This is a genomic window from Pandoraea pnomenusa (genome assembly GCF_040391475.1).
GTDB classification, from domain to species: domain Bacteria; phylum Pseudomonadota; class Gammaproteobacteria; order Burkholderiales; family Burkholderiaceae; genus Pandoraea; species Pandoraea pnomenusa_C.
Genome location: NZ_JBEBXS010000007.1, coordinates 85624 through 109655, shown reverse-complemented (window position 1 = coordinate 109655; position 24032 = coordinate 85624). Strand labels below are relative to the sequence as shown.

General features: G+C 65.2%; 22 protein-coding genes. 9 read left to right on the top strand and 13 right to left on the bottom strand.

What is annotated here, in order from left to right; genetic code table 11:
* The first annotated feature begins 27 nt into the window (after positions 1-27).
* Positions 28-435, top strand: a complete 408-nt coding sequence (locus ABWO90_RS09880) for a DUF4148 domain-containing protein (protein ID WP_353191044.1) — start codon at positions 28-30, stop codon at positions 433-435.
* Between the two features lie 117 nt (positions 436-552).
* Here the strand turns inward: ABWO90_RS09880 and ABWO90_RS09875 are convergent, their stop codons facing one another.
* Positions 553-1455: a ferritin-like domain-containing protein gene (locus ABWO90_RS09875; protein WP_353191153.1), complete on the bottom strand. Its 903-nt coding sequence runs from the start codon at positions 1453-1455 to the stop codon at positions 553-555.
* A 254-nt stretch (positions 1456-1709) separates the two neighbouring features.
* Between ABWO90_RS09875 and ABWO90_RS09870 the strand changes: the two genes are divergently transcribed.
* The gene (locus ABWO90_RS09870) at positions 1710-2153 is read left to right on the top strand and encodes a hypothetical protein (RefSeq protein ID WP_353191043.1); all 444 of its coding nucleotides are present in this window, start codon (positions 1710-1712) and stop codon (positions 2151-2153) included.
* 71 nt (positions 2154-2224) lie between these two features.
* Here ABWO90_RS09870 and kefC read toward each other — a convergent pair whose 3' ends face one another.
* Positions 2225-4159 carry a glutathione-regulated potassium-efflux system protein KefC gene (gene kefC, locus ABWO90_RS09865; protein WP_353191042.1) on the bottom strand — a complete coding sequence of 645 codons (1935 nt, stop codon included), beginning with the start codon at positions 4157-4159 and terminating at the stop codon, positions 2225-2227.
* Positions 4159-4908: a glutathione-regulated potassium-efflux system oxidoreductase KefF gene (kefF, locus tag ABWO90_RS09860; RefSeq protein ID WP_353191041.1), complete on the bottom strand. Its 750-nt coding sequence runs from the start codon at positions 4906-4908 to the stop codon at positions 4159-4161. The genes kefC and kefF overlap by 1 nt, the downstream gene beginning before the upstream one ends.
* A gap of 232 nt (positions 4909-5140) precedes the next feature.
* Here kefF and ABWO90_RS09855 point away from each other — a divergent pair, with 232 nt between their 5' ends.
* Positions 5141-5434 carry a hypothetical protein gene (locus tag ABWO90_RS09855; RefSeq protein ID WP_353191040.1) on the top strand — a complete coding sequence of 98 codons (294 nt, stop codon included), beginning with the start codon at positions 5141-5143 and terminating at the stop codon, positions 5432-5434.
* Between the two features lie 54 nt (positions 5435-5488).
* On the opposite strand, the gene ABWO90_RS09850 is transcribed toward ABWO90_RS09855, so the two are convergent.
* The 7 genes from ABWO90_RS09850 to ABWO90_RS09820 form a co-directional block, all read right to left on the bottom strand.
* Positions 5489-5947, bottom strand: a complete 459-nt coding sequence (locus ABWO90_RS09850) for a cupin domain-containing protein (RefSeq protein WP_353191039.1) — start codon at positions 5945-5947, stop codon at positions 5489-5491.
* 199 nt (positions 5948-6146) lie between these two features.
* Positions 6147-7562, bottom strand: a complete 1416-nt coding sequence (bcaP, locus tag ABWO90_RS09845) for a branched-chain amino acid transporter BcaP (RefSeq protein ID WP_353191038.1) — start codon at positions 7560-7562, stop codon at positions 6147-6149.
* 621 nt (positions 7563-8183) lie between these two features.
* Positions 8184-9032 carry an SH3 domain-containing protein gene (locus ABWO90_RS09840; RefSeq protein WP_353191037.1) on the bottom strand — a complete coding sequence of 283 codons (849 nt, stop codon included), beginning with the start codon at positions 9030-9032 and terminating at the stop codon, positions 8184-8186.
* Positions 9033-9191: 159 nt separating this feature from the next.
* The gene (locus ABWO90_RS09835; protein WP_353191036.1) at positions 9192-10865 is read right to left on the bottom strand and encodes an inorganic phosphate transporter; all 1674 of its coding nucleotides are present in this window, start codon (positions 10863-10865) and stop codon (positions 9192-9194) included.
* A gap of 40 nt (positions 10866-10905) precedes the next feature.
* Positions 10906-12012 (bottom strand): S-(hydroxymethyl)glutathione dehydrogenase/class III alcohol dehydrogenase, encoded by a 1107-nt coding sequence (locus ABWO90_RS09830; RefSeq protein ID WP_353191035.1) that lies wholly within the window; start codon positions 12010-12012, stop codon positions 10906-10908.
* Positions 12013-12155: 143 nt separating this feature from the next.
* Entirely contained in the window at positions 12156-12830 is a 675-nt protein-coding gene (locus ABWO90_RS09825) for a cupin domain-containing protein (protein ID WP_353191034.1), read from the bottom strand.
* Between the two features lie 101 nt (positions 12831-12931).
* Entirely contained in the window at positions 12932-14653 is a 1722-nt protein-coding gene (locus tag ABWO90_RS09820) for a putative bifunctional diguanylate cyclase/phosphodiesterase (protein ID WP_353191033.1), read from the bottom strand.
* A 506-nt stretch (positions 14654-15159) separates the two neighbouring features.
* Here ABWO90_RS09820 and yfiR point away from each other — a divergent pair.
* The 4 genes from yfiR to ABWO90_RS09800 all read left to right on the top strand — a co-directional run bounded on the left by yfiR (position 15160) and on the right by ABWO90_RS09800 (position 19331).
* Complete coding sequence (yfiR, locus tag ABWO90_RS09815; RefSeq protein ID WP_353191032.1) at positions 15160-15735, top strand: regulatory sequestration protein YfiR; 576 nt, start codon at positions 15160-15162, stop codon at positions 15733-15735.
* Positions 15732-17123, top strand: a complete 1392-nt coding sequence (gene dgcN, locus ABWO90_RS09810) for a diguanylate cyclase DgcN/YfiN (protein WP_353191031.1) — start codon at positions 15732-15734, stop codon at positions 17121-17123. The genes yfiR and dgcN overlap by 4 nt, the downstream gene beginning before the upstream one ends.
* Before the next feature lie 65 nt (positions 17124-17188).
* Positions 17189-17779, top strand: a complete 591-nt coding sequence (yfiB, locus tag ABWO90_RS09805) for an outer membrane lipoprotein YfiB (RefSeq protein ID WP_353191030.1) — start codon at positions 17189-17191, stop codon at positions 17777-17779.
* Between the two features lie 268 nt (positions 17780-18047).
* On the top strand, positions 18048-19331 hold the full coding sequence (locus tag ABWO90_RS09800; RefSeq protein ID WP_353191029.1) for an SGNH/GDSL hydrolase family protein: 1284 nt from the start codon (positions 18048-18050) through the stop codon (positions 19329-19331).
* An 80-nt stretch (positions 19332-19411) separates the two neighbouring features.
* Here the strand turns inward: ABWO90_RS09800 and ABWO90_RS09795 are convergent, their stop codons facing one another.
* A complete protein-coding gene (locus ABWO90_RS09795) occupies positions 19412-20068 on the bottom strand; it encodes a 2-hydroxychromene-2-carboxylate isomerase (RefSeq protein ID WP_353191028.1) in 657 nt (218 codons plus the stop codon).
* Between the two features lie 261 nt (positions 20069-20329).
* On the opposite strand from ABWO90_RS09795, the gene ABWO90_RS09790 reads away from it, so the two are divergent.
* Together ABWO90_RS09790 and ABWO90_RS09785 are read left to right on the top strand one after the other, a co-directional pair.
* The gene (locus ABWO90_RS09790; protein ID WP_353191027.1) at positions 20330-21382 is read left to right on the top strand and encodes a YeiH family protein; all 1053 of its coding nucleotides are present in this window, start codon (positions 20330-20332) and stop codon (positions 21380-21382) included.
* A gap of 155 nt (positions 21383-21537) precedes the next feature.
* Positions 21538-21708 carry a hypothetical protein gene (locus tag ABWO90_RS09785; protein WP_353191026.1) on the top strand — a complete coding sequence of 57 codons (171 nt, stop codon included), beginning with the start codon at positions 21538-21540 and terminating at the stop codon, positions 21706-21708.
* A 76-nt stretch (positions 21709-21784) separates the two neighbouring features.
* Here the strand turns inward: ABWO90_RS09785 and ABWO90_RS09780 are convergent, their stop codons facing one another.
* Together ABWO90_RS09780 and ABWO90_RS09775 are read right to left on the bottom strand one after the other, a co-directional pair.
* Positions 21785-22678, bottom strand: a complete 894-nt coding sequence (locus ABWO90_RS09780) for a glycosyltransferase family 2 protein (protein WP_353191025.1) — start codon at positions 22676-22678, stop codon at positions 21785-21787.
* A gap of 15 nt (positions 22679-22693) precedes the next feature.
* Positions 22694-23995, bottom strand: a complete 1302-nt coding sequence (locus ABWO90_RS09775; protein ID WP_353191024.1) for an O-antigen ligase family protein — start codon at positions 23993-23995, stop codon at positions 22694-22696.
* Positions 23996-24032 lie beyond the last annotated feature (37 nt).

Sequence of the window (24032 nt, the reverse complement as noted above, 5' to 3'; positions counted from 1 at the left end):
GTCGCAACCAAGACAGGAGTTTTGAAAATGAACCGCAAGAACATCGCTATCGCCCTTATCGCCGCCGTCACTTCGCTGGGTGCTGTTGCCAGCAACGCCGCTGAAAACGGTAACAACTATCCTGAAGTCGCTTCGCAAGGTCAGCCGCTCACGCGTGCTGCCGTGCTGGCCGATCTGGCACAAGCCCGCTCGCAAGGACTGATCCCGCACGGTGACGCCGACTACCCGGTGTACGTGGCGTCGGGCCCGGCCAAGAGCCGTGCCGACGTGAAGAGCGAGCTGGCTCAGGCTCGCGCCGAAGGCCTGATGGCACAGAACGACGTCGACTACCCGATCGTCGCCACGCAAGGCCAGAGCGCCTCGCGCGCCGATGTGAAGCAGGAACTGGCTCGCGCCCGTGCTGCTGGCGAACTGAACGTCAGCCAAGGCAGCTAAGTCTTCAGGCGTAAAGTCGCAGGCATTAAAAAAGCCGTCCCGGGCGAGAAGCCCGGGACGGCTTTTTGTCGTTCATGGCCTCCGGTTCGGTGCCATGCAGCGAAATCCGGCGGGCGCTCAGCCTTTCAGGAAGCGCAGCGCGAAACGGGCGAGTTTAGGGACGAATGTCGGGCGCAACAGCCGCTTGTCGTAGCCGTCCATGCGTCGTGCGTCTTCTTCGAGGCAAAGCAGAATTAGCGCACGGGGGTTGAGCGATTCACCGAGGTCGGCCGTACCGGTGGCAAGGAAATTGGCGTCGTGCGCAACGCCGTCGGTATCGATACCCTTGGCGATGGCCACGCGATCCCAGATCAACGCCACCCAGACCGCGGCGACGCGAGCGTAGAACCACGGTCGCTTCCAGAGCGGCAGGTTGCGGCGATGCCAGGCGAACCAGTTCGTGAAGAATAGAATATGGCGCGCCTCCTCCTGCACCACGGGCTCGAAGGTTTCCACGAGCGCTTCGGGGAAGTAGCCGGAACGCTGGGCCGAGCGGAACAGGCCAAACGCCATGAAGCTGTCGATGCATTCGCTGAAGCCGGTTTTCATCCAGGCCCATTCGGCATCTTTCGGCGCCGGGTACGAGGGTTCCGGCGCGAGTTCGATGCCGTACACCTCCACGAGCCGGCCGAGCACCATCTTGTGACGGGCTTCTTCTTCGCCGTCCATGACCATCGCCCGACGCAACAGCGGGTCCCGAAGGGTCGCCGCATAAGTGGCCACTCGAATCGACGCGCGGCCTTCCGTTTGCACGGCGATGTCCCAGATGGGCAGCGCCGTCAAACGTTTGAGCGCATCGGGCGGCAGGATCGGCCAGTCGATGATCGCAGGCTTGTAGGGGTTGTGGGACTCCAGCAGCATGTGGCAGAACATGCGTTTATGGGAGTCCGAACCAATGTCGATGGGCCCATCGACATCGTATTGCCAATGGCGCATGACATGGTCGGCCTGTGCGACGGCAAGTGCTTGCGTGTCGGACATCTGGTCGGGATATCGCATGAAAGATGAGTCTTGTCTGCGTCGCCAAAAATCATAACACCATGCGGTATCTGTGCGCCGCGCAGGGTGGGCGGTGCCACGACGTTCCCCTGGCGCATGACACAGTGAAATACTTCGTAATTGTTGCGGCGCACGCAACGCAGGTCGTCACTCAGTAGCGTTTATCGGTACGAGGGCCGTGCATAGACTGTGGAGTCCGCTGTCGCAGTTTCACAGCTTTTCGCAATGGAACCCTCATGACGCCGACCCTTGAGCAACTCTTTCCGCAACATCGTCCCGAAGGCGAGGCCGTGGCTACGGCGCTCGACAGTCACGCTGTCGTCCAGGCGCTGTCGCTTGCCGTCGCCCATCACCCGGTCGCCTTGCTGCGCATGATGTACCCGTCCACCGACGCGACCACGCACCGCAGCCGCGACGAGCTCACCGAAGTGCTGCATCGCCATGGCCTGCATCAGGTGGCGGGGTTGATCGAAGAAGCATCGCCGTATCTGTTGTTCACGTCGGCCGAGCATGCGCACCTCACGCTCGTGGAAATCCGTCGTTACTCGGCAGCCATCGCCGTGCACCTTTACTACCGGGGGCTGGCAGGCAGCGACGCCGAAGCGCGTCTGCGTTCCGACGCTACCGCACCGGCAGAAGGCCATTTCCGTCCGTTCGACGGTTTTGCTCGTGCCATGTGAGCGCGAAGGAGGGGTGTTGGCCAGGTGCTTCGGATGGCGAAACACCCCGGCGAGCGATGCACGCCCCGCGCTCAGGCGCGGGTGTCGTTCCGCCCCCGCCCGGCTTCGTTCTCCGGCGGTGCTGCATTCGATGCGGTGGATGGGGTGGGCGGTGTCGGCGTCTTGTCGTCGGGCGAGCGCTCGCCGTCCCAGCCGAATGTGACCTGCCGTTGCGCGCGCCGCTGTTCGCGCTCGCGCGCCATCTGCTCCTCGAACTGACGGCGGCCTTCCTTCGCCGTCGCAATCATCTTGTTGCGATCCTGATACGACGGGTACATCTCGTCGGTCAGTTGCAGATTTGCGCGACGAAACGCCATCGTCGCGTCGCGGGCCTCGGCAGCCGGCCAGCCGAGTTCTTCGAGCACCGAGCGCGCGCTGCGCAGCGACGACTCGAAAACCTCGCGTTCGATATGCTTCACGCCCCGGTCGCGCAACTGGAACAGATGGCCCACGTTGCGCGCCCGCGCCACAACGGGCACCTCCGGGAAATGCTCGCGCATCAGGTCGACGATCTCCAGCGACTGATCGATGTCGTCCACGGCCACGACGACGGCGCGCGCATGGGCCACGCCGGCAATGCGCAGAAGATCGAGTCGCGTTGCGTCGCCGTAGAACACGCGAAAGCCGATCTGGCGCAGGCTTTCGATGGTGTCCGGGTCGTGGTCGAGCACGGTGACCGATACGCCTTGCGGCACCAGTGCGCGCCCGACGATCTGACCGTAGCGTCCGAACCCGCAGATCACCACGCTGGCCGATTGCGGCTCCTCGATCTCCTTCATGCGCGGCGATCCCTTCACGCTGTAGCGCGGCAGCAGCCACTTGTCGATGGCGACGAGCAGCAGCGGAGAGATCAGCATCGACAGCGCTACGGCCCCGATCAGGAATGACGACACGGCCGGCGGCAGCACCTGCGGGCCCGCCGACTGGAACACCACGAACGCGAATTCGCCGCCCTGAGCAAGCAGCAACGTGAAGATCGGACGCTCCTGATACGGCAGTTGCATCAGTCGAGACAGCCCGAAAATGGCCAACCCCTTGAGTGCCATGAAGCCGACCACCACGGCGATCATGCGCAACGGCTGGGCGAGCAATACGCCGAAGTCGATGCTCATGCCCACGGCGATGAAGAACAATCCCAGCAGCAAGCCCTTGAACGGTTCGATGTCGGTTTCCAGCTCGCGGCGGTACTCGCTCTCGGCGAGCAAGACGCCGGCGAGGAAGGCACCGAGCGCCATCGACAGTCCGACCAGTTGCATCAGCGTGGCAATGGCGACCACGAGCAACAGCGACGCCGCCGTGAAGATCTCGGGCGTGCGGCTGTTGGCGATCCAGCGCAGCAACGGGCGCAATGCCAGACGGCCGCCGAGGATGATCGCCGCGATCACGCCGACGATCTTCAGTCCTTCGAGCGCGCGCTGTGTGCCCGTGAGCGTGTGACTGTCGACCGAGTTCGCGAGCAGGGGCAGCAGGGCGAGAATCGGAATGGCGGCAACGTCCTGAAACAGCAGGATCGAAAAGCCCGCCTGCCCGCTCGGGGTGGCGAGCAGGTTGCGCTCGGCCATCACCTGCAAAGCGATGGCTGTCGACGAGAGGGCGAGACCGAGGGCTGCCACGAGCGCGATGCGCCACGGCGCCCCCAGCGCAACGCCGGCGGCGAAGAGGACGACGGCGCACCCGACGACTTGCGCCGAGCCCCAGCCGAAGATCGGACGTCGCAAATTCCACAACCGGCGCGGCTCCAGTTCGAGGCCGACGAGGAACAGCATCAGCACCACACCGAACTCGGCGAAGTGCAGCACGTCTTCCACGCGCGAGACCAGACCGAGGCCCCAGGGGCCGATGGCGATGCCCGCGGCGAGGTAGCCGATGATCGCGCCGAGCCCCAGGGCACGGGACAGCGGCACGACGATGACGGCCGCGGCGAGATAGATCAGGCTGGCGAGCAACCAGGCGGGGACGTGTTCCATCAGGCGGCTCTACCCGTGTTGGCTTCGTCGCCGGCCAGACGATTGTCCGGGCTGGCGGTCTGGGTTGCGGCGTCGCCCTCCGGTGCGGCGCGCGGGCGGTCAGTGGCCGGGATGACGCAGCACTCGGGCGCGTCTGCCATCGAGATCAACTCGGGCCACTGCGGATACGTCGTCAGCCGTCCGGCGAATTCGCCGATATGGGCGTCAAGCGTGGCGTCGTCGCTGCGTCGCGCGCCGTAAAACACATGCGGTGGCAGAAAGCGCATGCCGCACAGGCGCGCGGTTTGTTCGTAGGCGGGCAGGAAGGCGGCGAAGTCGTGCTGGTTATAGCCTTCCGGCCGATAGCTTTCCTGCGGGCCGCCGGTACTGGCCACGAGCCAGAGGTCCTTGTTGGCCAGCGCATGGCCGTCGTGGCCATAGGCCCAGCCCCACGAGAGCACTTCGTCGAACCAGAGTTTTTGCAGCGGCGGCATGCTGTACCAGTAGATCGGGTGCACGAGCACGACCAGGTCGGCGCGCGCCACGCGCTGCTGTTCGGCAGCGATGTCGATGCTGAAGTCGGGATAGGTCGAGTACAGATCGTTGACGTCGACACCTGCGATGCTTCGTGCGGCGTCGAGCAGGCGACGGTTCACGCGTGAGTCGCGCCAGCGCGGATGTGCCGCGACGACGTAGATGGCGCGCCCGGGGGCATCGGCCGTGATGCCTTGGGTGGCGCTCGATAGACGGGTGGAAGCGGGGGCTGTCATGCGGGGGAGAATACCGCATTCATCTGGCGGCAGGCATGACAGCGTGCGCTTGACCCGCGTCGAATGGTTTCACAATTAAAGAGTACGGTAGCGAAAGCCGTTAAGTGTGGTTAAGCTCTGCTAGCTTTCGAGAACCACGATGTGCGCTCAGGCGCCTCGCGGGTCAAAGGACCGATAACAATAACTTCCTGCGCCGGTGCGGCTTCACCGTACACGAGCGCCCCTTACCGACATGTCGCCGCAAGCCTTTCGTACTACCGTCAATCTGATTTATCACGGCCGCAATGTGGCGCTGGCGTTGTTGCTCGTCGCCTTGCTCTACAACCAGACGTTCTGGGTGTTCATCAGCGCCGTGGCGGCGGCGCTTTGCACCGGCGCCCTGCACGAAGCGGGACGCATGCCGGAGGACGAAGACATGCCGCCGCGCCCGCTCGTCATTCAGGTGTTGCGCATTTCGGTGCCGCTGCTGCTGACAATGTTCGCGATCGGCTACGGCGCCGTGTGGCTCAATCGCAATCTCGGCTGACGGGTCGGACGGACGCGCTCGCGATCCGTCCCGCACGTCGACTTCCCCGGCGCGCTACTTGACGAACTGAATGTCGTTGGGCGCCTGCGGCGGCAGCTTCACGGCCAGCACCTTGAATTCGCCGCTCGTGTTCTGCGACCCAGCATGCACGGTGCCGCGCGGAATGATGATCAGATCTCCCGGATGCACTTCGCGCTGCTGGTCACCTAGCCAGAACGTGCCGCTGCCGGAAATCACATACTGAATCTCGTCGGCGTCCTGATGCGTGTGACGCGGCACGTTGCCGCTTTGTACCGCGATCGTGCCGTTGGACGTCGCCACCAGCGTGCGCGTGCGCAGCGTGCCGACGTTCGGCACGAGATTGCCGATCTGTTCGTTGGTCATGGCGCCCACGTCGATGATCTGTGCGGTGAGGGCGGGAGCCTGCGCCAGCGCGGACGGTACGAGGTGGGAGGAGAAGACGCCGGCGGCGAACGCAGCGGGCACGGCGGCAAGCAGGACATAACGACGCATGTTCTTTTTCCTTTGCGAGGACGTGAGGTGACGACAGCAAGGGGAAGCACGGACGAACGACTTGCGTGATGCGGGAAGACGAAATCCGCCCGGAGGGGGCGGAAAGGGCTCGCGACACAGAACGTGTCGCGAGCCCTTGTGCCGGACTATACGCGCTCTCGCGCGCTCGCGCGAGGCGGTACCGTCGCAGGCTGACGTATCAGCGCGGCGTGCGCGCGGCGTCGCCCTGCTTGTGGAGCACGGCGTTACGGCGGGCGTAGGTGAAATAGATCACCATGCCGATGGCGAGCCACACGACGAAGGCAATCCAGGTCGCTGCTTGCAGGTGCGCCATCAGGAACAGACACAGGCCGGCCGAGATGAGCGGCACGACCGGCGCGCCGGGTACGCGGAACGCACGCGGCAGGTCCGGACGCGTGCGACGCAGCACCAGCACGGCGATCGACACGAGCGCAAACGCCGACAGGGTGCCGATGTTGATCAGCTCGGCGAGCACGCCCAGCGGCACGAAGCCCGCGATCAGCGCGAACACCACGCCGATGATCCACGTGGCGGCAAACGGGGTCTTGTGCGTCGGGTGAATGCTCGAGAGCATCGGCGGCAGCAGACCGTCGCGCGACATGGCGTAGGTGATGCGCGTCTGGCCGTAGGTCATCACGAGGATCACGGTCGTCATGCCGAGAATCGCACCCAGATCGACGAAGCCCGCGACCCAGTTCTGACCGGCGTATTGCAGCGCCAGCGACACCGGGTGATCGACGCCTTCGAAGTTCGCGAACGGCACGATGCCGGTCATGATCGCGGCCACGGCCACGTACAGCACCGTGCAGACGATCAGCGAGCCGATGATGCCGATCGGCAAATCACGGCCCGGGTTGCGTACTTCTTCGGCAGCCGATGTCACGGCGTCGAAACCGATGAACGCAAAGAAGACGAGCGCTGCGGCATTGAACATGCCGCTCGTGCCGAACGGCATGAACGGTGTCCAGTTCGCGGGCTTCACGTGCCATACGCCCGCGGCGATGAACAGCACCACCACGCTGATCTTGATCGCCACCATCAGGTTGTTGATGCGGGTCGACTCACGCACGCCGTACGACAGTACCCACGTGATGAGCAGCATGATGACGACGGCGGGCAGGTTGATGAAGGTGGTCACCCCCGGCACGCTGCCCGGGGCCGCCGTGATCGCGGTGGGCAGATACAGTCCGAAGCCGGCGGCGAGCGACTGGAAGTAGCCCGACCAGCCGACCGATACGGCCGATGACGCGAGACCGTACTCGAGCATCAGATCCCAGCCGATGATCCACGCGACGATTTCGCCGAGCGTGGCATAGCTGTAAGTGTAGATGGAGCCCGAGACGGGAATCGTCGAGGCAAACTCGGCGTAGCACAGGGCTGCGAAGCCGCAGGCCAGGGCCGCGATGACGAAGGAGAGGGTAAGGGCCGGGCCGGCGGTGAGCGCGCCGGTGCCGGTCAGGACGAAAATACCGGTACCGATGATGGCGCCAATGCCCATCAGGACCAGGTCGACCGGACCCAGTACCTTCTTGAGACTGCCGGTGCGACTCGCGACCAGCATGTTCTCGATGCTTTTGGTTCGAAAAAGACTCATGACCTGCTAAAGGTTCCTGCAACGTATGCCCTCGGGGTTCGCTTGACGAACGCCGTCGGGAATTCCACGGGAGACATGTCCCGCGACCTGGCTGCAAGGGCACCCCGGGCTTGTGGCCGCTCGTTCCCATGCCTGGCGGATGGCCACAGGGCCACACGGGACGTTATGAACCACGTCATTGCACCAACGCTGCTCACGCGCGAGGCATGGGCATACCGGCCGCCAACCCACGCGGAGGTAACGCGTGTCGGAAGCGGCGTGGCGATGGGCAATAGACTGCCGCGACGTGCCAAAAGCACGTCGGGCGGGACGAACACGATGGAGACGTACGGAGGATCCTGCCGGAGTGCCGTGACTGCCGCGATGTTCGCGACGTTCGCGACGGCACACCGGAGAAAGATCTGCTTTGGGCGCGCTCACGAGATTGGCATCCACGTGAACAGGCGCTTGGTCTTCAATGTGAGGGTCCGCACATGCCAGAGGCGACGTGCGGGTAAGGCTCGCTGTCCTGCGCTCCGGCCACTGGCGCCTGATCGGCGCCTCCGCCTGGCCGGAATTGCTCACATTTTAAGCGTTTTTCCCAAAGCGCGTGCAGGAGTTGCTGAATTTGGGGTCAGGACGTTAGCGGTCACCGCCGGGGCCGCCGCCGGGCGGGCGTCCCCCGCCATGACCGCCGCCACCTCCCCCGCCGTGTCCGCCGCCACCCCCACCGCCGTGTCCGCCGCCCCCCTGTCCGCCACCGGGCGGGCGCGGGCCGGGACCGGCGCCTTGGTTTCCGCCGCCGGGCGGGCGTGGGCCGGGACCGGCGCCGTGGTTTCCGCCACCGGGCGGGCGTGGGCCGGGACCTGCGCCGTGATTTCCGCCACCGGGCGGGCGTGGGCCGGGACCGGCGTTATGTCCCGGTGGGCGCGGTCCGGGGCCCTGGTTGCCCCATTGTCCGGGCGGGCGCGGCCCGGGACCTGCACCGTGACCCGGCGGTCGGGGCGCCGGGCCCGGATAGTATCCCGGAGGACGCGGTCCCGGGCCGCCCCAGGCCGGCGGGCGAGGCCCCGGTGGCGGCCGGTTCCAGTAGCGCTGATCGTTGTACCAGGGGCGATTGCGGTAATAGTTACCCCAGTACGAGCCGATGGAGAACGTGACGATCGGCAGGCCGATCATCGCGCCGTAGTTCATGATCGGGACAGGATTGCCCTGGTACGGGTAGCTGAGCAACGCGGCGTAGACCCAGCCGCGTGCGCCCGGCAGGCCGATGTCGCACCACGAGTAATCGGACAAGCAGCCGTAGACCGTGACCGGCATGCCCGGTGCGACCTGCGCGACGACCGGGAAGTCGCCCGCCGGGCCCGCCCGCACATTGGCCGATGAATTGATCACCGCCTGTCCCGACTGGGCCATCGCCGTGCCCGGCACCGCCAGCGCGACCAGCGACGTTGCGCCCGCGAGCACGAGCGGCAAAGTCCAATGTTTCATGTTCGTCTCCCTTTCACGTTCGGTGACCATCACCTGCATGCCGGTTCGACCGGCCGCATCGGCAGATGGTTTTGCGGTAACGCGTAACGAAACCGGGGGAAATGTTTGTTTGCGTTACGGCGCTTACAAATTCGCGACGGTGGCGGGGCGCGCCGGGCGTCAGAAGAGCTGCCGGAACACCCAGTACAGCCCGCCCGCGAGCACGATGGCGGCGGGCAACGTCAAAATCCATGCGAGTAACAGATTGCGGATGGTGTCCCACTGCAAGCCGGAGCCGTTGATGGTCATGGTGCCGGCCACGCCCGACGAGAGCACGTGGGTGGTGGACACCGGCAGGCCATACATGTCGGCGGCGCCGATGGTCAGCATTGCGACGACTTCGGCCGATGCGCCCTGGGCGTATGTCAGGTGCTTCTTGCCGATACGCTCGCCAACGGTCACCACGATACGCCGCCATCCGACCATCGTCCCGAGGCCCAGCGCGATGGCCACCGCGACCTTGACCCAGAAGGGGATGTACTTCGTCGCTTCGTCGAGCTTGCCGCGAAACGCGCGGAGATCGCGTGCCGTTGCGGGGTCGAGTTGCAGGCCATGCTGTCGTTCGAGCAGCCGGATCGTCTCGGAAGCGATATACATGTCGTTACGCACGTTGGCGACCGAGGCCGCAGGCATGCGGGCGAACGAGCCATGATTCGCCACTTCCTGCGCAATGTCGCCGGTGAGTTCGGAGAGCGCGGGAATGACGCCCGGCGCGAGCCGTTCGGTGCGAATGAAGGCGGTCAGCACATCGCGCGCAGGCAGGCCGGGGGCCGCAGGCGTTGCCGGGAGTGCAAGGGCGCCATTGCCATTCACCGCCGTCAGTGGCGGATGTGCGGCGAGCGAACGCTGCGCGGCCTGAGCCGTCGCCGCGAACTGCGCCACCTGCGCGTCCGGCATGGCGTGGTTGAGTGCGTAGGCGATCGGCACGGTGCCGACCAGAATCAGCATGATGAGGCCCATGCCTTTCTGGCCATCGTTGGAGCCATGTGCGAACGAGACGCCCGTACACGTGAGAATCAGTATGCTGCGGATCCACCAGGGTGGCGGTTTGTGTGCTTCAGGCGATGCGTAGAGCGCCGGGTTGCGCACGCAGAACCGGAGCACGACGAACAACGCGGCAGCGAGCCCGAAGCCGACCACCGGTGAGAGCAGGAGCGAATAGCCGACGGTCGACACCTGCGACCAGTCGATGCCGCTCGTGCCGTTGCGTCCGTGCATGAGGGCATTGGCAATGCCCACGCCGACAATCGAGCCGATGAGCGTGTGAGACGACGACGCCGGCAGCCCGAGCCACCAGGTCGCGGCATTCCACACGATGGCGGCGATCAGCAGCGCGAACACCATGGCAAAGCCCGCCGACGACCCCACCTGCAGGATCAGCTCGACCGGCAGCAACGACACGACGCTGAACGCCACGGCCCCGCTCGAGAGCAGTACGCCGAGAAAGTTGAACAGGCCCGACCACATCACGGCGACGTTGGGCGGCAGCGAGTTGGTATAGATGACCGTGGCGACGGCGTTGGCCGTGTCGTGAAACCCGTTGACGAACTCGAAGCCGAGCGCGATGAGCAGCGCTACGACAAGCAACAGGAACGGCAGTAGTGTCAGGGTGGTGTCGCCGGCTCGGCCGACGTCGCGCACGAGACTGAAGGTGGTGAAGACAAGCCCGGCGCCGAGCAGTGTCAGGAAAACCGCGAGGCGCAGGCGTTGCCGACGGCGACGTGCCTGCGCGAGCGGCCCGCCGGTCTCGCCGGCGGGCGGTTCGGGCGGGTCGAGTACGCCGCCGCGTGACATGGTAGCGATCGACGACCGCTGCGCTTGCGGGATCGGTAAATCAGTAGAGGACGACCGAGCGGATCGACTCGCCGCGCTTCATCAGGTCGAAGCCCTCGTTGATCTGATCGAGGCGCAGCGTGTGCGTGATGAGGTCGTCGATGTTGATCTTGCCTTCCATGTACCAGTCGACGATCTTCGGCACGTCCGTGCGTCCGCGGGCGCCGCCGAAGGCCGAACCCTTCCACTCGCGGCCCGTCACCAGCTGGAACGGACGCGTGCTGATTTCCTGACCGGCCGCCGCCACGCCGATGATGAACGACTGGCCCCAGCCCTTGTGGCAGCACTCGAGCGCCTGACGCATCGTCGTGACGTTGCCGATGCACTCGAACGAGTAATCGGCGCCGCCGTCGGTCAGTTGCACGATGGTGTCGACCACGTTCTCGACGTCGTTCGGGTTGATGAAGTGCGTCATGCCGAACTTCCTGGCCAGTTCGACGCGGCCCGGGTTGATGTCGACGCCGATGATCTTGTCGGCACCCACCATCTTCGCGCCCTGGATCACGTTCAGGCCGATGCCGCCCAGCCCGAACACGACCACGTTCGCACCCGCTTCGACCTTCGCCGAGTAGACGACGGCGCCCACGCCGGTCGTCACACCGCAGCCGATGTAGCAGACCTTGTCGAACGGCGCGTCGGAGCGCACCTTCGCGACGGCGATTTCCGGCACGACGATGTAGTTCGAGAACGTGGACGTGCCCATGTAGTGGAAGATGGGCTTGCCGTCGAGCGAGAAACGCGAGGTGGCGTCGGGCATCAGGCCGCGGCCCTGCGTGCTGCGAATCGCCTGGCAAAGGTTGGTCTTGCGCGACAGGCAGAACTTGCACTGGCGGCATTCCGGCGTGTACAGCGGAATGACGTGATCGTCTTTCTTGAGCGTGGTCACGCCGGGGCCGACGTCGACGATCACGCCCGCGCCCTCATGGCCCAGAATGGCCGGGAAGATCCCTTCCGGATCGGCGCCGGAGAGTGTGTAGTAGTCCGTATGGCAGATGCCCGTGGCCTTGACCTCGATCAGCACCTCGCCGGCGCGCGGCCCTTCCAGATCGACTTCCTCGATGGTCAGGGGCTTGCCCGCTTCCCAGGCAATGGCGGCTTTGGTTTTCATGGCGATATTCCTCGTTGCGACGTCGTTCGGGAGAATCCCTTCGCGACGTACCTTACCGCGTTCTAAAGTCACGCGCGAGTCTTGACACGCCATGTGAGCACAAAAAGCGGCGCCGGGGGCAGCAATTACCGGTCCTGCCGGGCTCAGGACGGCTGCGCGGCGGGCTCGTAGATCGTGAGCGGTCCGCAGTTCTCTTCCGTGACGAAGAACGCCAGCAGGCGCGCCGGATGCGCCGGGTCGGGATTCTCCGCGAGCGTGTGAAGCGTGCCCGGCGGTTCGAACCAGGTCTGGTTGACGGTGTAATTGACGGGGGCTTCGGCGTTCAGCTGGGAGCGGATGGTGCCTTCGATCACGACCGCCGTCACGGCGCCGGGGTGGCGATGCGGGGGCGAGAAGGCCAGCGGCGGAAACTCCACGATGGCGGTGGTGACCGATTTGCCCGGTGCGTTCGCAAGCGGCTCGCACGACAACGGTTTGACGACCGTGGCCGGCCGTGCGGCCGCGCCGCTGCCCGCCGAGCCAGTCGCCATGGCGGCCCACTGTGGCTGGTCCGTCTGCGGTGTGACACGTTGCGCCACTGCGTGATTGACCCCGAGCGTTAGCGTGCAGAGCGTGTCGAACCAGCCGGGCAGGGCGCGTTGCGCGGGCGGTGTCAGCGCGAGTCCGACGGCGGCCACACCCAGCGCGGCGAGCGAAGCGGCAGTGCGGTGCGCTGGCGGCGAGGCGGGCGAAGGCGCGCCGGTGCTTCCGGCGCCTCCCTCAGACCGCGGGGTGGTAGCGCGCAAGAGGGCGCGCGACAGTTGGGTCAAAGGCAACATGGCAAGGCTTCCCGGGTTGGATGACAGAGTCCCCAGCTTAGGGAGCCCTTGTCATGTCCGGAAGCGCCAAAAATCGATCACTCGACTGGGCCATCCAGCGCTCAACGCCGGGCGCCACTGCCAAGCGGTGCCACGAGGTGATAGAAGCCCTGCATTTCGACGGGGCGGGCGAACCAGTAGCCCTGCGCTTCGTCGCAGCCCAGCGCCGTGAGGCGCTCGGCCTGGGCTTGCGTCTCGACCCCCTCAGCGGTCACGCGCAGACCGAGCGAATGCGCCATCGCAATGACCGCGCTCACGATGGCGTGGCTCGGTGCGTGCGTGAGCATGTCGCGCACGAACGTCCGGTCGATCTTCAGGCGGTCGACGGGAAAGCGCGTCAGATAGGAGAGGCTCGCGTAGCCGGTGCCGAAATCGTCCACCGCAATCTCGACGCCCATGTCATGCAGCGAGCGAAGGCTGTCCAACGCCACGCGCCAATCCCCGAGCAAGACGGTCTCCGTGATCTCGATTTCCAGGTGGCGCGGCTCCAGCGCGTGCGCCTTGAGTGCGCGCTCGACCATGCCCGCGACGTCCTGCCGCGCGAACTGTTGCGCCGAGACGTTGATCGACATTCTCGGCAAGTGGCCGCACCGTCGCAGCAGGCGGCTCGCTTCGCGGCACGCGGTCTGCATGACCCATTCGCCCAGCGTCAGGATCAGCCCCGACGTTTCCGCGATGGGCACGAACTCGCTCGGCCCGATGGCGCCCAATGTCGGATGCCGCCAGCGCAGCAGGGCCTCCGCGTGGCGTATTTCGCCATCCGAAAGGCTGACCTGCGGCTGGTAGACGAGATGAAGCTGGGCGCGTGAGCGGTCGTGGATCGCTGCGCGCAACTGGCTCTCGAGTTCGTTGCGCCGCCTTGCCTGCGCGTCCATCTCGCTGCTGAAAAAGCGTAGCCCGCCGCCGGCGGCGCTGGCATTGCCGAGGGCGACGTGCGCGCGTCGCAGCAGCGCTTCGGGCGTGCTGCCGTGCTCGGGATAGCTGACGGCACCGATGCTTGCGTCGAGCGCCACCGCGTTCTGATCGACGTCGGCCCATTGGGCGAGGCGCGACTGAATCCGGTCGACCAGCAGGCGCGCACCGTCGCCCGTCTCGTTGGTGACGATGACGAACTGGCTGCCGCCCAGGCAGGCAAGCGCGTCTTCGGGGTCGCTCGCTTCGCGCAGACGCTCTGCGGCGATGCGCAGTGCCAGTTCGGCCGCCGGTGCGCCAAACGTGCTGTGCAGCTTGCGCAGGTGATCCAGCTCGACAAGCAGTACGGTCAGGCCGACCTGCTGCCGGGCACATCGGTGAATGGCAAGTTCGAGGCGTTCGTTGAGCAGGGTCTGGTTCGGCAGCCGCGTGACCGGGTCGTGGTGCGTGACGTACCAGAGCTTCGACGCGACCTGCACCTGCTGAGACAGGTCGAGCACGATGCCGACCCAGCGCCGCTCGCCGGGGGCGTGATCGACACAGGACAACGCGAGCCGGATCGGCAACCAGCTGCGCACATGCGTGAGCAGGTGCCACTCGTCGTCGTAGGGCACGGTTTCGTGCGGCGACAGGCTGGCCAGCGCGGGCAGCCGACGTCGGGCCAGTTCCGAGGGATCGAGCAGCGACAGGAAGCTGCGCTTGCCCAACAGATCGGCACCTTGATAGCCGGTCAGGCGCGTGAACGCGGCGTTCATGCGCTCGAGCATGCCGTCGTCGGTGCAGACGAACATGGCATACGGGGCGCTGTCGAGCGCCGCACGGCTCAACTCAGCCTGCACGTCGGGTACCCGACGAGGCACGGAATCACTCATGTCCGTGCCTCCCGAAGCCGGTTGCGCCGGCGTTCAGGTACGTCATGCAACACCTCCCTGGCGTCGCGATTTTTATCTCGACAATCGAACGAATCAATCGCTCGATTCCTTTTGTTTTTCAATCGGTTATGGCCGATATTCTGCCACGATGCAAGGCCGTGGGGACAAGGGAAAACGCGGGGGATGAAAGGCTTTCGAAAACGTGTCGGCACGCGCATGCTGTAGATATCCGGCGGGGACGGGGCGTGCTGGCGCGCGGCGTTTGCCGATCGCGAAGCGCCGGAGCGTCTCATCCGGGTGGCCTGAGATCGAGCCCTTCGGTATGATGCGGCCTGACTCGCGCGGGGTGATGTGCGACGGCGAAGGGAATGGCCGTCGAGGCGCCATCGGTGCCGCGTGTCGTACAGCCGCAACTCATCAGACATTTCGGTAAAAGGAAGACGGCGTTGCATTGTGTCCGGACATCGACGACCCGCATGGCAGGAGGCTTCTGGCAATCGCGCCGGATGTCCCGTCGTCTGCGCGCGCGTCTGACGCTCTGGCTGTTGCTTGCCGGCTGCGTTGCGCTGGGCAATACCGTGGAGGCGCTGGCGCAGACACCCGATCCCGGTGCGGCTGGCAGCACGCCGCTCAGCGTGCGCGATGCCAACGTGCGGCAGGTGGTGCTCGGCATCATCAGCTTTACCCGCTGGCCGACGTCGCCCGCCAAGGTGCGTCTGTGTGTGAGTGCCAATCCCGAATACGCGCGCGATCTGCTCGCCGGCCCGCAGCCGGTCAGCGGCTTGCCGGTGGAAGCGCGCCGCATCTCCGTCGTTGAACCGGCAATTGGTTCGTTATGCGACGCGTTGTATCTCGGTGCCATGAGCGACGCCGAGCGCCGGCAACTGCTGGCCAATATCGCTGGTCATCCGGTATTGACGATCAGCGAGCGCAATGACACGTGTACCTCCGGGACGATGTTCTGCCTGAACGTCGATCCCGACCGAGTGACATTCGACATCAACCTCGACACCGTCGCGCGCAGCGGCGTACGTGTCCACCCGAACGTGCTGAGGCTGGCGCGAAAACCGGGGACACCATGACGACTCAGCTCCCCCCAACTCATCCCCCCCCTTCCGGCAACGGCGTGCCCGCGGCCGGTCTGCTTTCGTCGCAGATACCCCCGCAGGCCGTTGCTGCGGAGGCGTCGCCGGTCGGCGATTCGTCCAGGTCATCGCCGGGCACGGCGCCGGCAGCGGTTCGCCGTCGCGGGCCGTCGCTGCAACGCGTGCTGCGACGCACGCATCTGCGTCTGGCGGTTTCCGCCGTGGTGCTCGCCGCCGTGTCGCTGTCGCTGGTGGCGTGGCTCGCCCTGCGCGCCTATGCAGAGAACAACCTGATGCTCATCGGCCGGTCGCTGGCCTACACCACTGAGGCCGCCGTGGTGTTCGGCGACCGGGTGGCGGCGCAGGAAGCGATCGCGCTCATCGCCGACGACGAGGACGTGGTGCAAGTCCGTGTGCTCGATGCGACGGGCGCGCAGTTTGCACTGTGGCGCCGCCGCGACGGGGGTACACTCGCGCGGGTGGAGCGCACGGTGGCCGACGCGGCCTTGCCGGGGCCGGTCACGCTGCCGATTCGCCATGACGACAAGATCGTGGGTCATATCGAGGTACAGGGGCAGGGGCATCAATTCTTCCTGTTCCTGATCAGCGGGATCGGCGGGGTGCTGGCGTGCCTGCTGGTCACGTTTGCGGTGGCCCACTTTCTGGCCAAACGGATGCACCGCGACATCGTGAAGCCATTGCGGGCGCTGGCGGAGGTGGCGCACGCGGTGCGTCGCGAGCGGGCATTCCATCAGCGTGTGGCGGCCACGCCGCTGGCGGAACTCAAGGAGCTCGGCGACGATTTCAACGCCTTGCTCGACGAATTCGAGGGCTGGCAGAACCACTTGCGAGCGCAGAACGCGACGCTGGCGCATCAGGCGAATCACGATCCGCTGACGGGGTTGCCGAATCGGGCGTTCTTCGAGTCGAGGCTGGCACAGGCACTGGTCGAAGCGCGCGAACTCGGCACGCACGTCGCGCTGTTGTATCTGGACAGCGACCGCTTCAAGGAGATCAACGACCAGTTGGGCCATGAAGCCGGCGACGCGGTACTCGTGGCGATCGCCGAGCGTCTGCGCAACCCGTTGCGCGAAGGCGACCTCGTGGCGCGTCTGGGCGGCGACGAATTCGCCGTCATGCTGCCGGGCGTGCGTCAGACGTCGAATGCCGTGCGTCTTGCGCAGAGCCTGCTCGTGGCGATGGAAAAACCGATTGCGCTGCCTCACGGCGGCGAAATCGTCACGTCGATGAGCATCGGCGTGGCGCTGTATCCGACGCACGCCGGCGACGCCTCCGCGCTGCTGCGCGCGGCAGATGCGGCGATGTATCAGGCCAAGCGTGCCGGTGTAGGCACCTGGCATGTTGCGGAAAGCCCCAAGACATAAGGCGGCGCGCAACACCTATAAACAATAAATGACGACCGGAATACACACCGCAATGGGGATTCACTTTGGACTTCGCTGTTGACACACACGACTCGCGTGCCCGTCTCTCACGTCACGCACCGGCGCGCAAACGCGCGTTCGTTTCCACATTCACGTCTGGCCTGACGACCTTCGTGCGTCGCCTGATGTGCCTCGCCTGCCTGCTGGGCATCGGCGCGCTGGCAGGCTGCCAGACCACACCCGTTCACGGCCTGACCGCCGAGCAGATCGCCGCCCTCAAGGCCGAGGGCTTCGTACAGACCGACGACGGCTGGGAATTCGGCCTGTCCGATACGGTGCTGTTCGATACCGACAAGTTCGTGCTACGTGATGCCGCTCGTCAGACCGTCATGCGTATTGGTGCCACGCTCGCGCGTGTCGGCCTGGATTCCGTGCGTGTCTATGGCTACACGGACGCCGTGGGCAGCGACACCTACAACGAACAACTCTCCGCACGCCGCGCCGACGCCGTGGCCAGCGTGCTGGTCGACGCCGGGTTGCAACGCGCAGGCATTCAGACGATCGGCGCCGGCAAGCGCAATCCGGTCGGGGACAACAGTACGCCCGCCGGGCGCGCACAGAACCGACGCGTCGCCATCGTGATCTCCACACGCTGACGTTCGGGCACGCGATGCGCCCGGGGGCGTCGCCGCCGTATCATTGCGCCAAACCGCATGCCGCATCGATGCACCGGCGGGGAACGCCTGCCGGTTCGCGTGATCACAATGAGGCACAATGACGGCTTTCACCGGGCGACCATGGCCGCCGGTCCCGTCGGTGCCGAGAATGACCCGAATGACCCGAATGGCCTGAATTGTTCTCGTTGTCCTGATGTCCCCGACATTTCCGATCCACCGGTCTTCTTCCGCTGACGATTCGCTCCGAATGCCTCGCGCGCCACGTGTTGTCTCAAGTGTTCTGACGCTGCTCGCCGCGATGGCGGTGTGCGTCGCGGGAATGGTGTCGCCCGCGTTTGCGCAGCACGCCCGCGTCGGCACATGGGCCACGGCGCCGCAGGCCGTGGCGCAGCATCCCGCCGCGCCGTCGTTCAACCGCGCACCGGCGGTGGGCGGACGCACCGTGCGTCAGATCGTCTATCCGACGCTCTCCGGCAACGACGTGAAGGTGCGCTTCTCGAATGCCTACGGCACACAGCCGCTGGTGATCGATCGTGCGAGCCTCGCGGTGTCCTCTGTGCCATTGCGCGGCGCGGCGGTCGACGCCACCACGTTGCGCGCGCTGACCTTCGGCGGTCAGCCGGCGGCGAAGATCGCGCCGGGCGCGTCGCTCGACAGCGATCCGTTGCCGTTCGCCGTGCGCGCGGGTACGCCGCTGGCGGTGACGCTCTTCACGCGTGAAGCGAAGACACCGACGACCTGGCACAAGATCGCGCAACAGACCGCGTTCCTCAGCGGGGCGGGCGATTTCGTGGATGCGCCGCAGGCATCGGCCTTCCCCACGCGATTTACGAACACGTTGTGGCTGTCGGGACTCAGCGTGGTGCCGGACGCACCTGCGCACGCCATCGTCGCCATCGGCGATTCGATCACGGACGGCATGCGCAGTACGCTCAACGCGAACCGTCGTTGGCCGGACGGACTGGCGAAGCGTCTGGAAAGTGCGGGACGCCGCGACGTTGCCGTGCTCAATCTCGGCATCAGCGGAAATCGTCTGCTGCACGATTCGGCCTGCTACGGCGAGCGCCTGGTTGCCCGTTTCCGGCGCGACGCGCTGGAGCAGCCGGGCGTACGGACCGTCGTCGTGCAGATCGGCATCAACGACATCAACTTCGGATATGTGCCACCGCATGGCGGACTGGATTGCGATGTACCGCACGTGATCGTGACAGCGCCCGAGATGATCGCCGGCTATCAGTCGCTGATCGCGGCGGCGTGCTCGCGTAACGTGCGGATTATCGGCACGACCATCCCGCCGGGGAAATTGCCGCCCGAGCGCGAGGCCGTACGTGAGGCCGTCAATCAATGGGTGCGCAGCAGTGGCGCGTTCGACGGGGTGATCGATTTCGACGCCGCGTTGCGCGATCCGGCGCAGCCCACGCGTATGCTGCCGCGTCTCGATAGCGGCGACGGCACGCACCCGAGCGACGCGGGATATGCCGCCATGGCCGAGGCCGTTCCGCTGTCGCTGCTACTCGGCGCTGCGAAGTGAGCATTGCAGCCGCCCATCAACGAACCCACGGATTCCGCCGGTCGGCGGGTTTGGGGGGTAGTGGGCTATGGGGTTAGGGGTCAGCGCTCGCGGCGCACGCCGATCGTTACGTGTTGCAGGCGTTCGACTTCCGGCGAGCGCAGCCACTCCGGGTGCGAGAGGCAGTGACGGAACAGCGCCGTCGCATCGTCTCCCCAGAACAATTCCCCTTCGAACGCAAACGTCGGCACGCCGAATACGCCCGCGGCAATGGCGCCATCGGTGTTCTCGCGCAGGGCGACCTTCACTTCCGGCGCGTCGGCGCGCGCAATGGCGTCGTCGGCCGATAACCCCAGACGCTCGCTCAGATCCTGCCAGCCTTGCACGTCGGTGACGTCGCGCCCCTCTGCCCAGATGAAACGGAAGATCGTCTGCACGACGTCATGTGTGGCGCCCAACGCTACGGCCAGACGCAGCACGCGGATCGGATGGAACGGATGGACGGGCGGCATCCGGAACGCAATGCCGTCCTGCTCGGCCCGGAACTGGGCCATCCGATAGGTGAACAGACGCTTGTGGGGCGTTTCCGCCGGTCCCTGCGTTTGCAGATGCGCGAGGATTGCGCCGAGCACGATCGGCTTGAGATCGATGGCGAGTGAATCGGGCAATCCGCCGAAACGCTCGAATTGCAGGTACGCGAACGGCGAGGCGAAATCGAAATACCACTGGGCCCGGCGGTCGGGGGCGGTTTGCGACATGAACAGGGGTCTCCGGTGTAGCGGTTCTGGATGGCGCTTTTCGGTGGGTGCGGCTGGGGTGGCTGGGAACAGTGTAACGGGCGAGGCCACGTCCTTGTGGTGCCCATCGACCGCCCGTTGCCGGAAAAGTCACGACAATTCATGAGGTTACCGGCATTGCCGAGAAACATCGGATTTTTGGATGTTTCGTATTCAATATAACGATTTTTATTATTTAATCGAAGTTTTTAGACTTGCAGTCATTCCAAAGGAGTGTCTGCGATGACAACAAAAACCCACACCGACCGCGCCGCCACTGTCAGCCGTCCCGATACGCTGGTGCCGGATCAACAGAATCCGTGGGCCGGGCTGATCCTGTCGACGGTCATCGCTTTTGTTGCGTTGCTGCTGGGTCGCCAACTCCCGCTCGTCGGTGGTCCGGTGTTCGGCATTCTGCTCGGCATTCTCGTTCGTAATCTGTTTGCCCCCGGCGCGCGCTACGAAGCGGGCATCAAGTTCGCCTCGAAGTACGTGCTCCAGTGGTCGATCATTGCGCTCGGCTTCGGCCTGAGCCTCTCGCAGGTCGCTCACACGGGGCTCGAGTCGCTCGCCGTCACGGCTGTGACGATCACCGCCGCCGGTCTGTCGGCATGGGGGCTGGGACGCCTGCTCGGTGTCGGCGACAAACTCAAGTTGCTCATCGGCGTGGGAACCGCGATCTGCGGCGGTTCGGCGATTGCGGCCGTCACGCCGATCGTGAAGCCCGACGACCACGAGACGGCGTTCGCCATCTCGACGATTTTCCTGTTCAACATTGCCGCCGTGCTGCTGTTCCCGATGCTCGGTCACATGCTGCACTTGTCCGATCTGGGCTTCGGCATGTGGGCGGGCACGGCGATCAACGATACGTCGTCGGTGGTGGCCGCCGGTTACAGCTACAGCAAGGCCGCGGGCGACTACGCGACCATCGTGAAGCTCACGCGTGCCACCCTCATCATCCCGATCTGCCTGACGCTGGCCGCGATCGTGGCGTACCGCGCCAAACGCTCGGGGGCCGGTAACTTCAGCCTCGCTCGCATCTTCCCGTGGTTCATTCTCGGCTTCCTGATCGCGTCGGCGGTGCGCACGGCAGGTTTCGTTCCGGCGCCGCTGCAACCGTGGATTCACGACGCCGCCGAGTTCCTGATCATCGTGGCACTCACCGCCATCGGCCTGTCGTCGAACCTGCGTCGCATGGCGTCGACGGGCGTGCGTCCGATCCTGCTGGGACTCGGGGTGTGGGCTGCGGTGTCGGTGAGCAGCCTCGCCGTGCAACTGGTGATGGGGCAGCTCTGATCCACGCCTGCCCCCGACGTATGGATCGATACGGGGGCCGACCGGCGGCTTAGGGCAGACCCGGCGGGCAAGCCGGGCTGCGTCGCCTAGAATGCAATCACGGACGGCCTCGGACCGTCCGTGAAGCCTTTTTGGGGCGCATTCTCGGAGGCATCATGGCAACCTCTTTCGGTGAAATCTGGTACACGATCGCGGCGCTGGTCGTGATCGCGGTGCTGGCCGGTATGGTGTGGGAGCTGGGGGTGTGGTGGACGCGCCACCCGGACAGTCGCGCCGTGCAACGGCTGGAACACGCCTGGGCACGCATTCGTCATCCGAGACATTGAGTCTCGTTGATCGCTGTGTGTCGGGGAGGTCGCGCGGCTGACGGGTGTCAGCCGGCGCAGAGGTGCGCGATGCGCGTCAGTCCAGCTTCAGGTGGCGCGGCACGTTGGTGTCCCAACGCGCCAGATCTTCCAGCGGATACGGCTTGCTGCCGTGCAAGGCGCGCTTGATGCGGCTCTTGCCGCTGGGCAGGGGAACGTTAGGCAGATTGGCGCCGGCCGGCGTGCCCGCCAGATCGAGATAGTCGCGCTTGAACTCTGCCTGCGTCATGCCCCACTTCATCAGGAACTCGCGGCTGCCGCGATTCTTCACGACACGGCCCGTCGAGCGGCAACCGAAGTGATATACGACGCTCTTGCCGACGATACGGAACGTGCGGCAGCCCACGAGCCACAACTTCATCAGGAAGTCGTCGTCGCTGCTCATGCCTGGCCCGAATTCGATGCTGTAGCCGCCCACGAGGTGCCACAGGGCGCGGCTGACCAACGTGGGCTGTGTCGGCACGCCATTCACATCGCTACGTCCCAGTGAGGCGGCGAACGCCAGCAGGGCGTTCTCGTCGAACGTCTGCGGCGTGGTGCCGAAATCCTGCGACACGACCTGTTTGCTGACACCGGCGTTCGGTTCGATCATCACCGACGAGAGGTAATAGACCGGCGTGTCGAGCGCGCGAGCCGCATCGATGAGCGCCGTATCCCAGCCGGGCGTGACGAACATGTCGTCGTTGAGGAACAGCAACTGATCGTGCGAAGCGAGCGGCGCGAGCTGGTTGAGCGCCAGGCAGACGCCGACGTTGCCGACGCTATGCGTGTGGCGCAATCCCTGCTCCCGTACCCATTCCAGCGTGCCGTCGCTGCCGTCGTTCACGTGAACCAGGATCTCGTGCGCTTCGCCGGAATGGCGGCGCACGCTATCGATGCACAGCTTGAGGAACGGCAGGTTGTTCCAGGTCGGGATCAGGATGCTTAGCATGAAGAGGGGACCGCGTTACTTCAGGGTGGCCGGCGTGTCATGACCGGAATCGCCGTCAGGATATGCGAAGGCCGCTAACACCGCCAGCATCGTTGCGTAGAACGCGACCGTGACCTTCAGATTGAACGTCTCGACCGTGAGGCCGTAGACGGCGAACGCGACGGCGGTCATCAGGCCCATGAGGGCGGCGCGATGTTCAGGGCGGGCGTGACGTATGCGTGCGGCGCGAATGAAGAAGTACGCCGGCCCGATGTAAATCGCCAGAATACTGATCAGGCCGAGTACGCCGTAGTCGACGACAAAGGCGAGGATCTGGTTGTGAACTTCACCTTTGCCGAGGTCGGCCGCTGTCGGCGTCAGCTCTCCCGATTTCGCCATCTCGGGCATGGCGTTCCGGTAACCGTGAGCGCCCAGCCCGAGCAACGGGTGATCGGCGATGAGCTTGGTCGCCGCTTTCCACAGTTCGAAACGGATGCCCGTCGACGTGTCGGACTTGCCGACCGCAAGACTGGAGATATCTGTCTGAATCTGGACAAAGCGACTTCGAACCATCTGTGAAGAAAAGGCACTTGCCAGAAGGAGCACGGCGACGACGGTGATGATGCCCCGCTTCGCAGGACTGACCGGATGGCTGCGCCAAACGGCCCAAACCACCAGCAGACAGGGCAGTGCAATCCAGCCACCGCGCGACTGACTCGCCCACGAAGCGTAGCAACCGGCGATGGCGCCCAGGATCTTGAAGGCGACCACCCACCGGTTGTCGTGCGAGAACCAGTGGATCGATACCACGGACAAAATCCCGAGTAGCAGCGCGATATCGCCAAAGTGGATCGGGTTGAGAAACGAGCTTTCGGCTCTGGCCGCGAGCAGATCCGTGGTCGAGTACAACGCCATCAGGGCGGCACAGATGGCCCCCGCGCTAAATGTCAGGTCGACCCGTTCCGGAATCCACGGGACGACTTTTCGCATTCCGAGAAACACGACGATCGCCAGCACGAAGCGCAGGGGCGAGTCGAGCGTGTTCGCCACGATCTTGCCGTGAAGTAACTCGACGATCAGGATGGCGAAAAAAGGCAGGCAAAGCGACAGGATGAACACGCGCGCGCGAATGTCGTTTCTGACGAGCGCACAAATCTCACCCCGTTGACGCTCCGTGAACAGAATGATGGCTCCCAACGCGACGGTCAGGAACATAACAGTATTCCCGCCGCGCGGAATCACGAGCGCAGCAGCGGGAAACAACAGGATTAAAGCGCAGAAAATCTTGGCAAACAGAGGCCGGTTGGACTTCCGCGACGGCGCGGCGGACTGACTCATTGGGGTGACGGGCAGACTTCAAGTTTACTTTGCACGA

What these genes read in the sequence shown, in the direction of transcription:
- ABWO90_RS09880 (WP_353191044.1), top strand. Translation starts at nt 28, where the DNA reads ATGAACCGCAAGAACATCGCTATCGCCCTTATCGCCGCCGTCACTTCG.
- ABWO90_RS09875 (WP_353191153.1), bottom strand. Translation starts at nt 1,455, where the DNA reads ATGTCCGACACGCAAGCACTTGCCGTCGCACAGGCCGACCATGTCATG.
- ABWO90_RS09870 (WP_353191043.1), top strand. Translation starts at nt 1,710, where the DNA reads ATGACGCCGACCCTTGAGCAACTCTTTCCGCAACATCGTCCCGAAGGC.
- kefC (WP_353191042.1), bottom strand. Translation starts at nt 4,159, where the DNA reads ATGGAACACGTCCCCGCCTGGTTGCTCGCCAGCCTGATCTATCTCGCC.
- kefF (WP_353191041.1), bottom strand. Translation starts at nt 4,908, where the DNA reads ATGACAGCCCCCGCTTCCACCCGTCTATCGAGCGCCACCCAAGGCATC.
- ABWO90_RS09855 (WP_353191040.1), top strand. Translation starts at nt 5,141, where the DNA reads ATGTCGCCGCAAGCCTTTCGTACTACCGTCAATCTGATTTATCACGGC.
- ABWO90_RS09850 (WP_353191039.1), bottom strand. Translation starts at nt 5,947, where the DNA reads ATGCGTCGTTATGTCCTGCTTGCCGCCGTGCCCGCTGCGTTCGCCGCC.
- bcaP (WP_353191038.1), bottom strand. Translation starts at nt 7,562, where the DNA reads ATGAGTCTTTTTCGAACCAAAAGCATCGAGAACATGCTGGTCGCGAGT.
- ABWO90_RS09840 (WP_353191037.1), bottom strand. Translation starts at nt 9,032, where the DNA reads ATGAAACATTGGACTTTGCCGCTCGTGCTCGCGGGCGCAACGTCGCTG.
- ABWO90_RS09835 (WP_353191036.1), bottom strand. Translation starts at nt 10,865, where the DNA reads ATGTCACGCGGCGGCGTACTCGACCCGCCCGAACCGCCCGCCGGCGAG.
- ABWO90_RS09830 (WP_353191035.1), bottom strand. Translation starts at nt 12,012, where the DNA reads ATGAAAACCAAAGCCGCCATTGCCTGGGAAGCGGGCAAGCCCCTGACC.
- ABWO90_RS09825 (WP_353191034.1), bottom strand. Translation starts at nt 12,830, where the DNA reads ATGTTGCCTTTGACCCAACTGTCGCGCGCCCTCTTGCGCGCTACCACC.
- ABWO90_RS09820 (WP_353191033.1), bottom strand. Translation starts at nt 14,653, where the DNA reads ATGAGTGATTCCGTGCCTCGTCGGGTACCCGACGTGCAGGCTGAGTTG.
- yfiR (WP_353191032.1), top strand. Translation starts at nt 15,160, where the DNA reads ATGTCCCGTCGTCTGCGCGCGCGTCTGACGCTCTGGCTGTTGCTTGCC.
- dgcN (WP_353191031.1), top strand. Translation starts at nt 15,732, where the DNA reads ATGACGACTCAGCTCCCCCCAACTCATCCCCCCCCTTCCGGCAACGGC.
- ABWO90_RS09800 (WP_353191029.1), top strand. Translation starts at nt 18,048, where the DNA reads ATGCCTCGCGCGCCACGTGTTGTCTCAAGTGTTCTGACGCTGCTCGCC.
- ABWO90_RS09795 (WP_353191028.1), bottom strand. Translation starts at nt 20,068, where the DNA reads ATGTCGCAAACCGCCCCCGACCGCCGGGCCCAGTGGTATTTCGATTTC.
- ABWO90_RS09790 (WP_353191027.1), top strand. Translation starts at nt 20,330, where the DNA reads ATGACAACAAAAACCCACACCGACCGCGCCGCCACTGTCAGCCGTCCC.
- ABWO90_RS09785 (WP_353191026.1), top strand. Translation starts at nt 21,538, where the DNA reads ATGGCAACCTCTTTCGGTGAAATCTGGTACACGATCGCGGCGCTGGTC.
- ABWO90_RS09780 (WP_353191025.1), bottom strand. Translation starts at nt 22,678, where the DNA reads ATGCTAAGCATCCTGATCCCGACCTGGAACAACCTGCCGTTCCTCAAG.
- ABWO90_RS09775 (WP_353191024.1), bottom strand. Translation starts at nt 23,995, where the DNA reads ATGAGTCAGTCCGCCGCGCCGTCGCGGAAGTCCAACCGGCCTCTGTTT.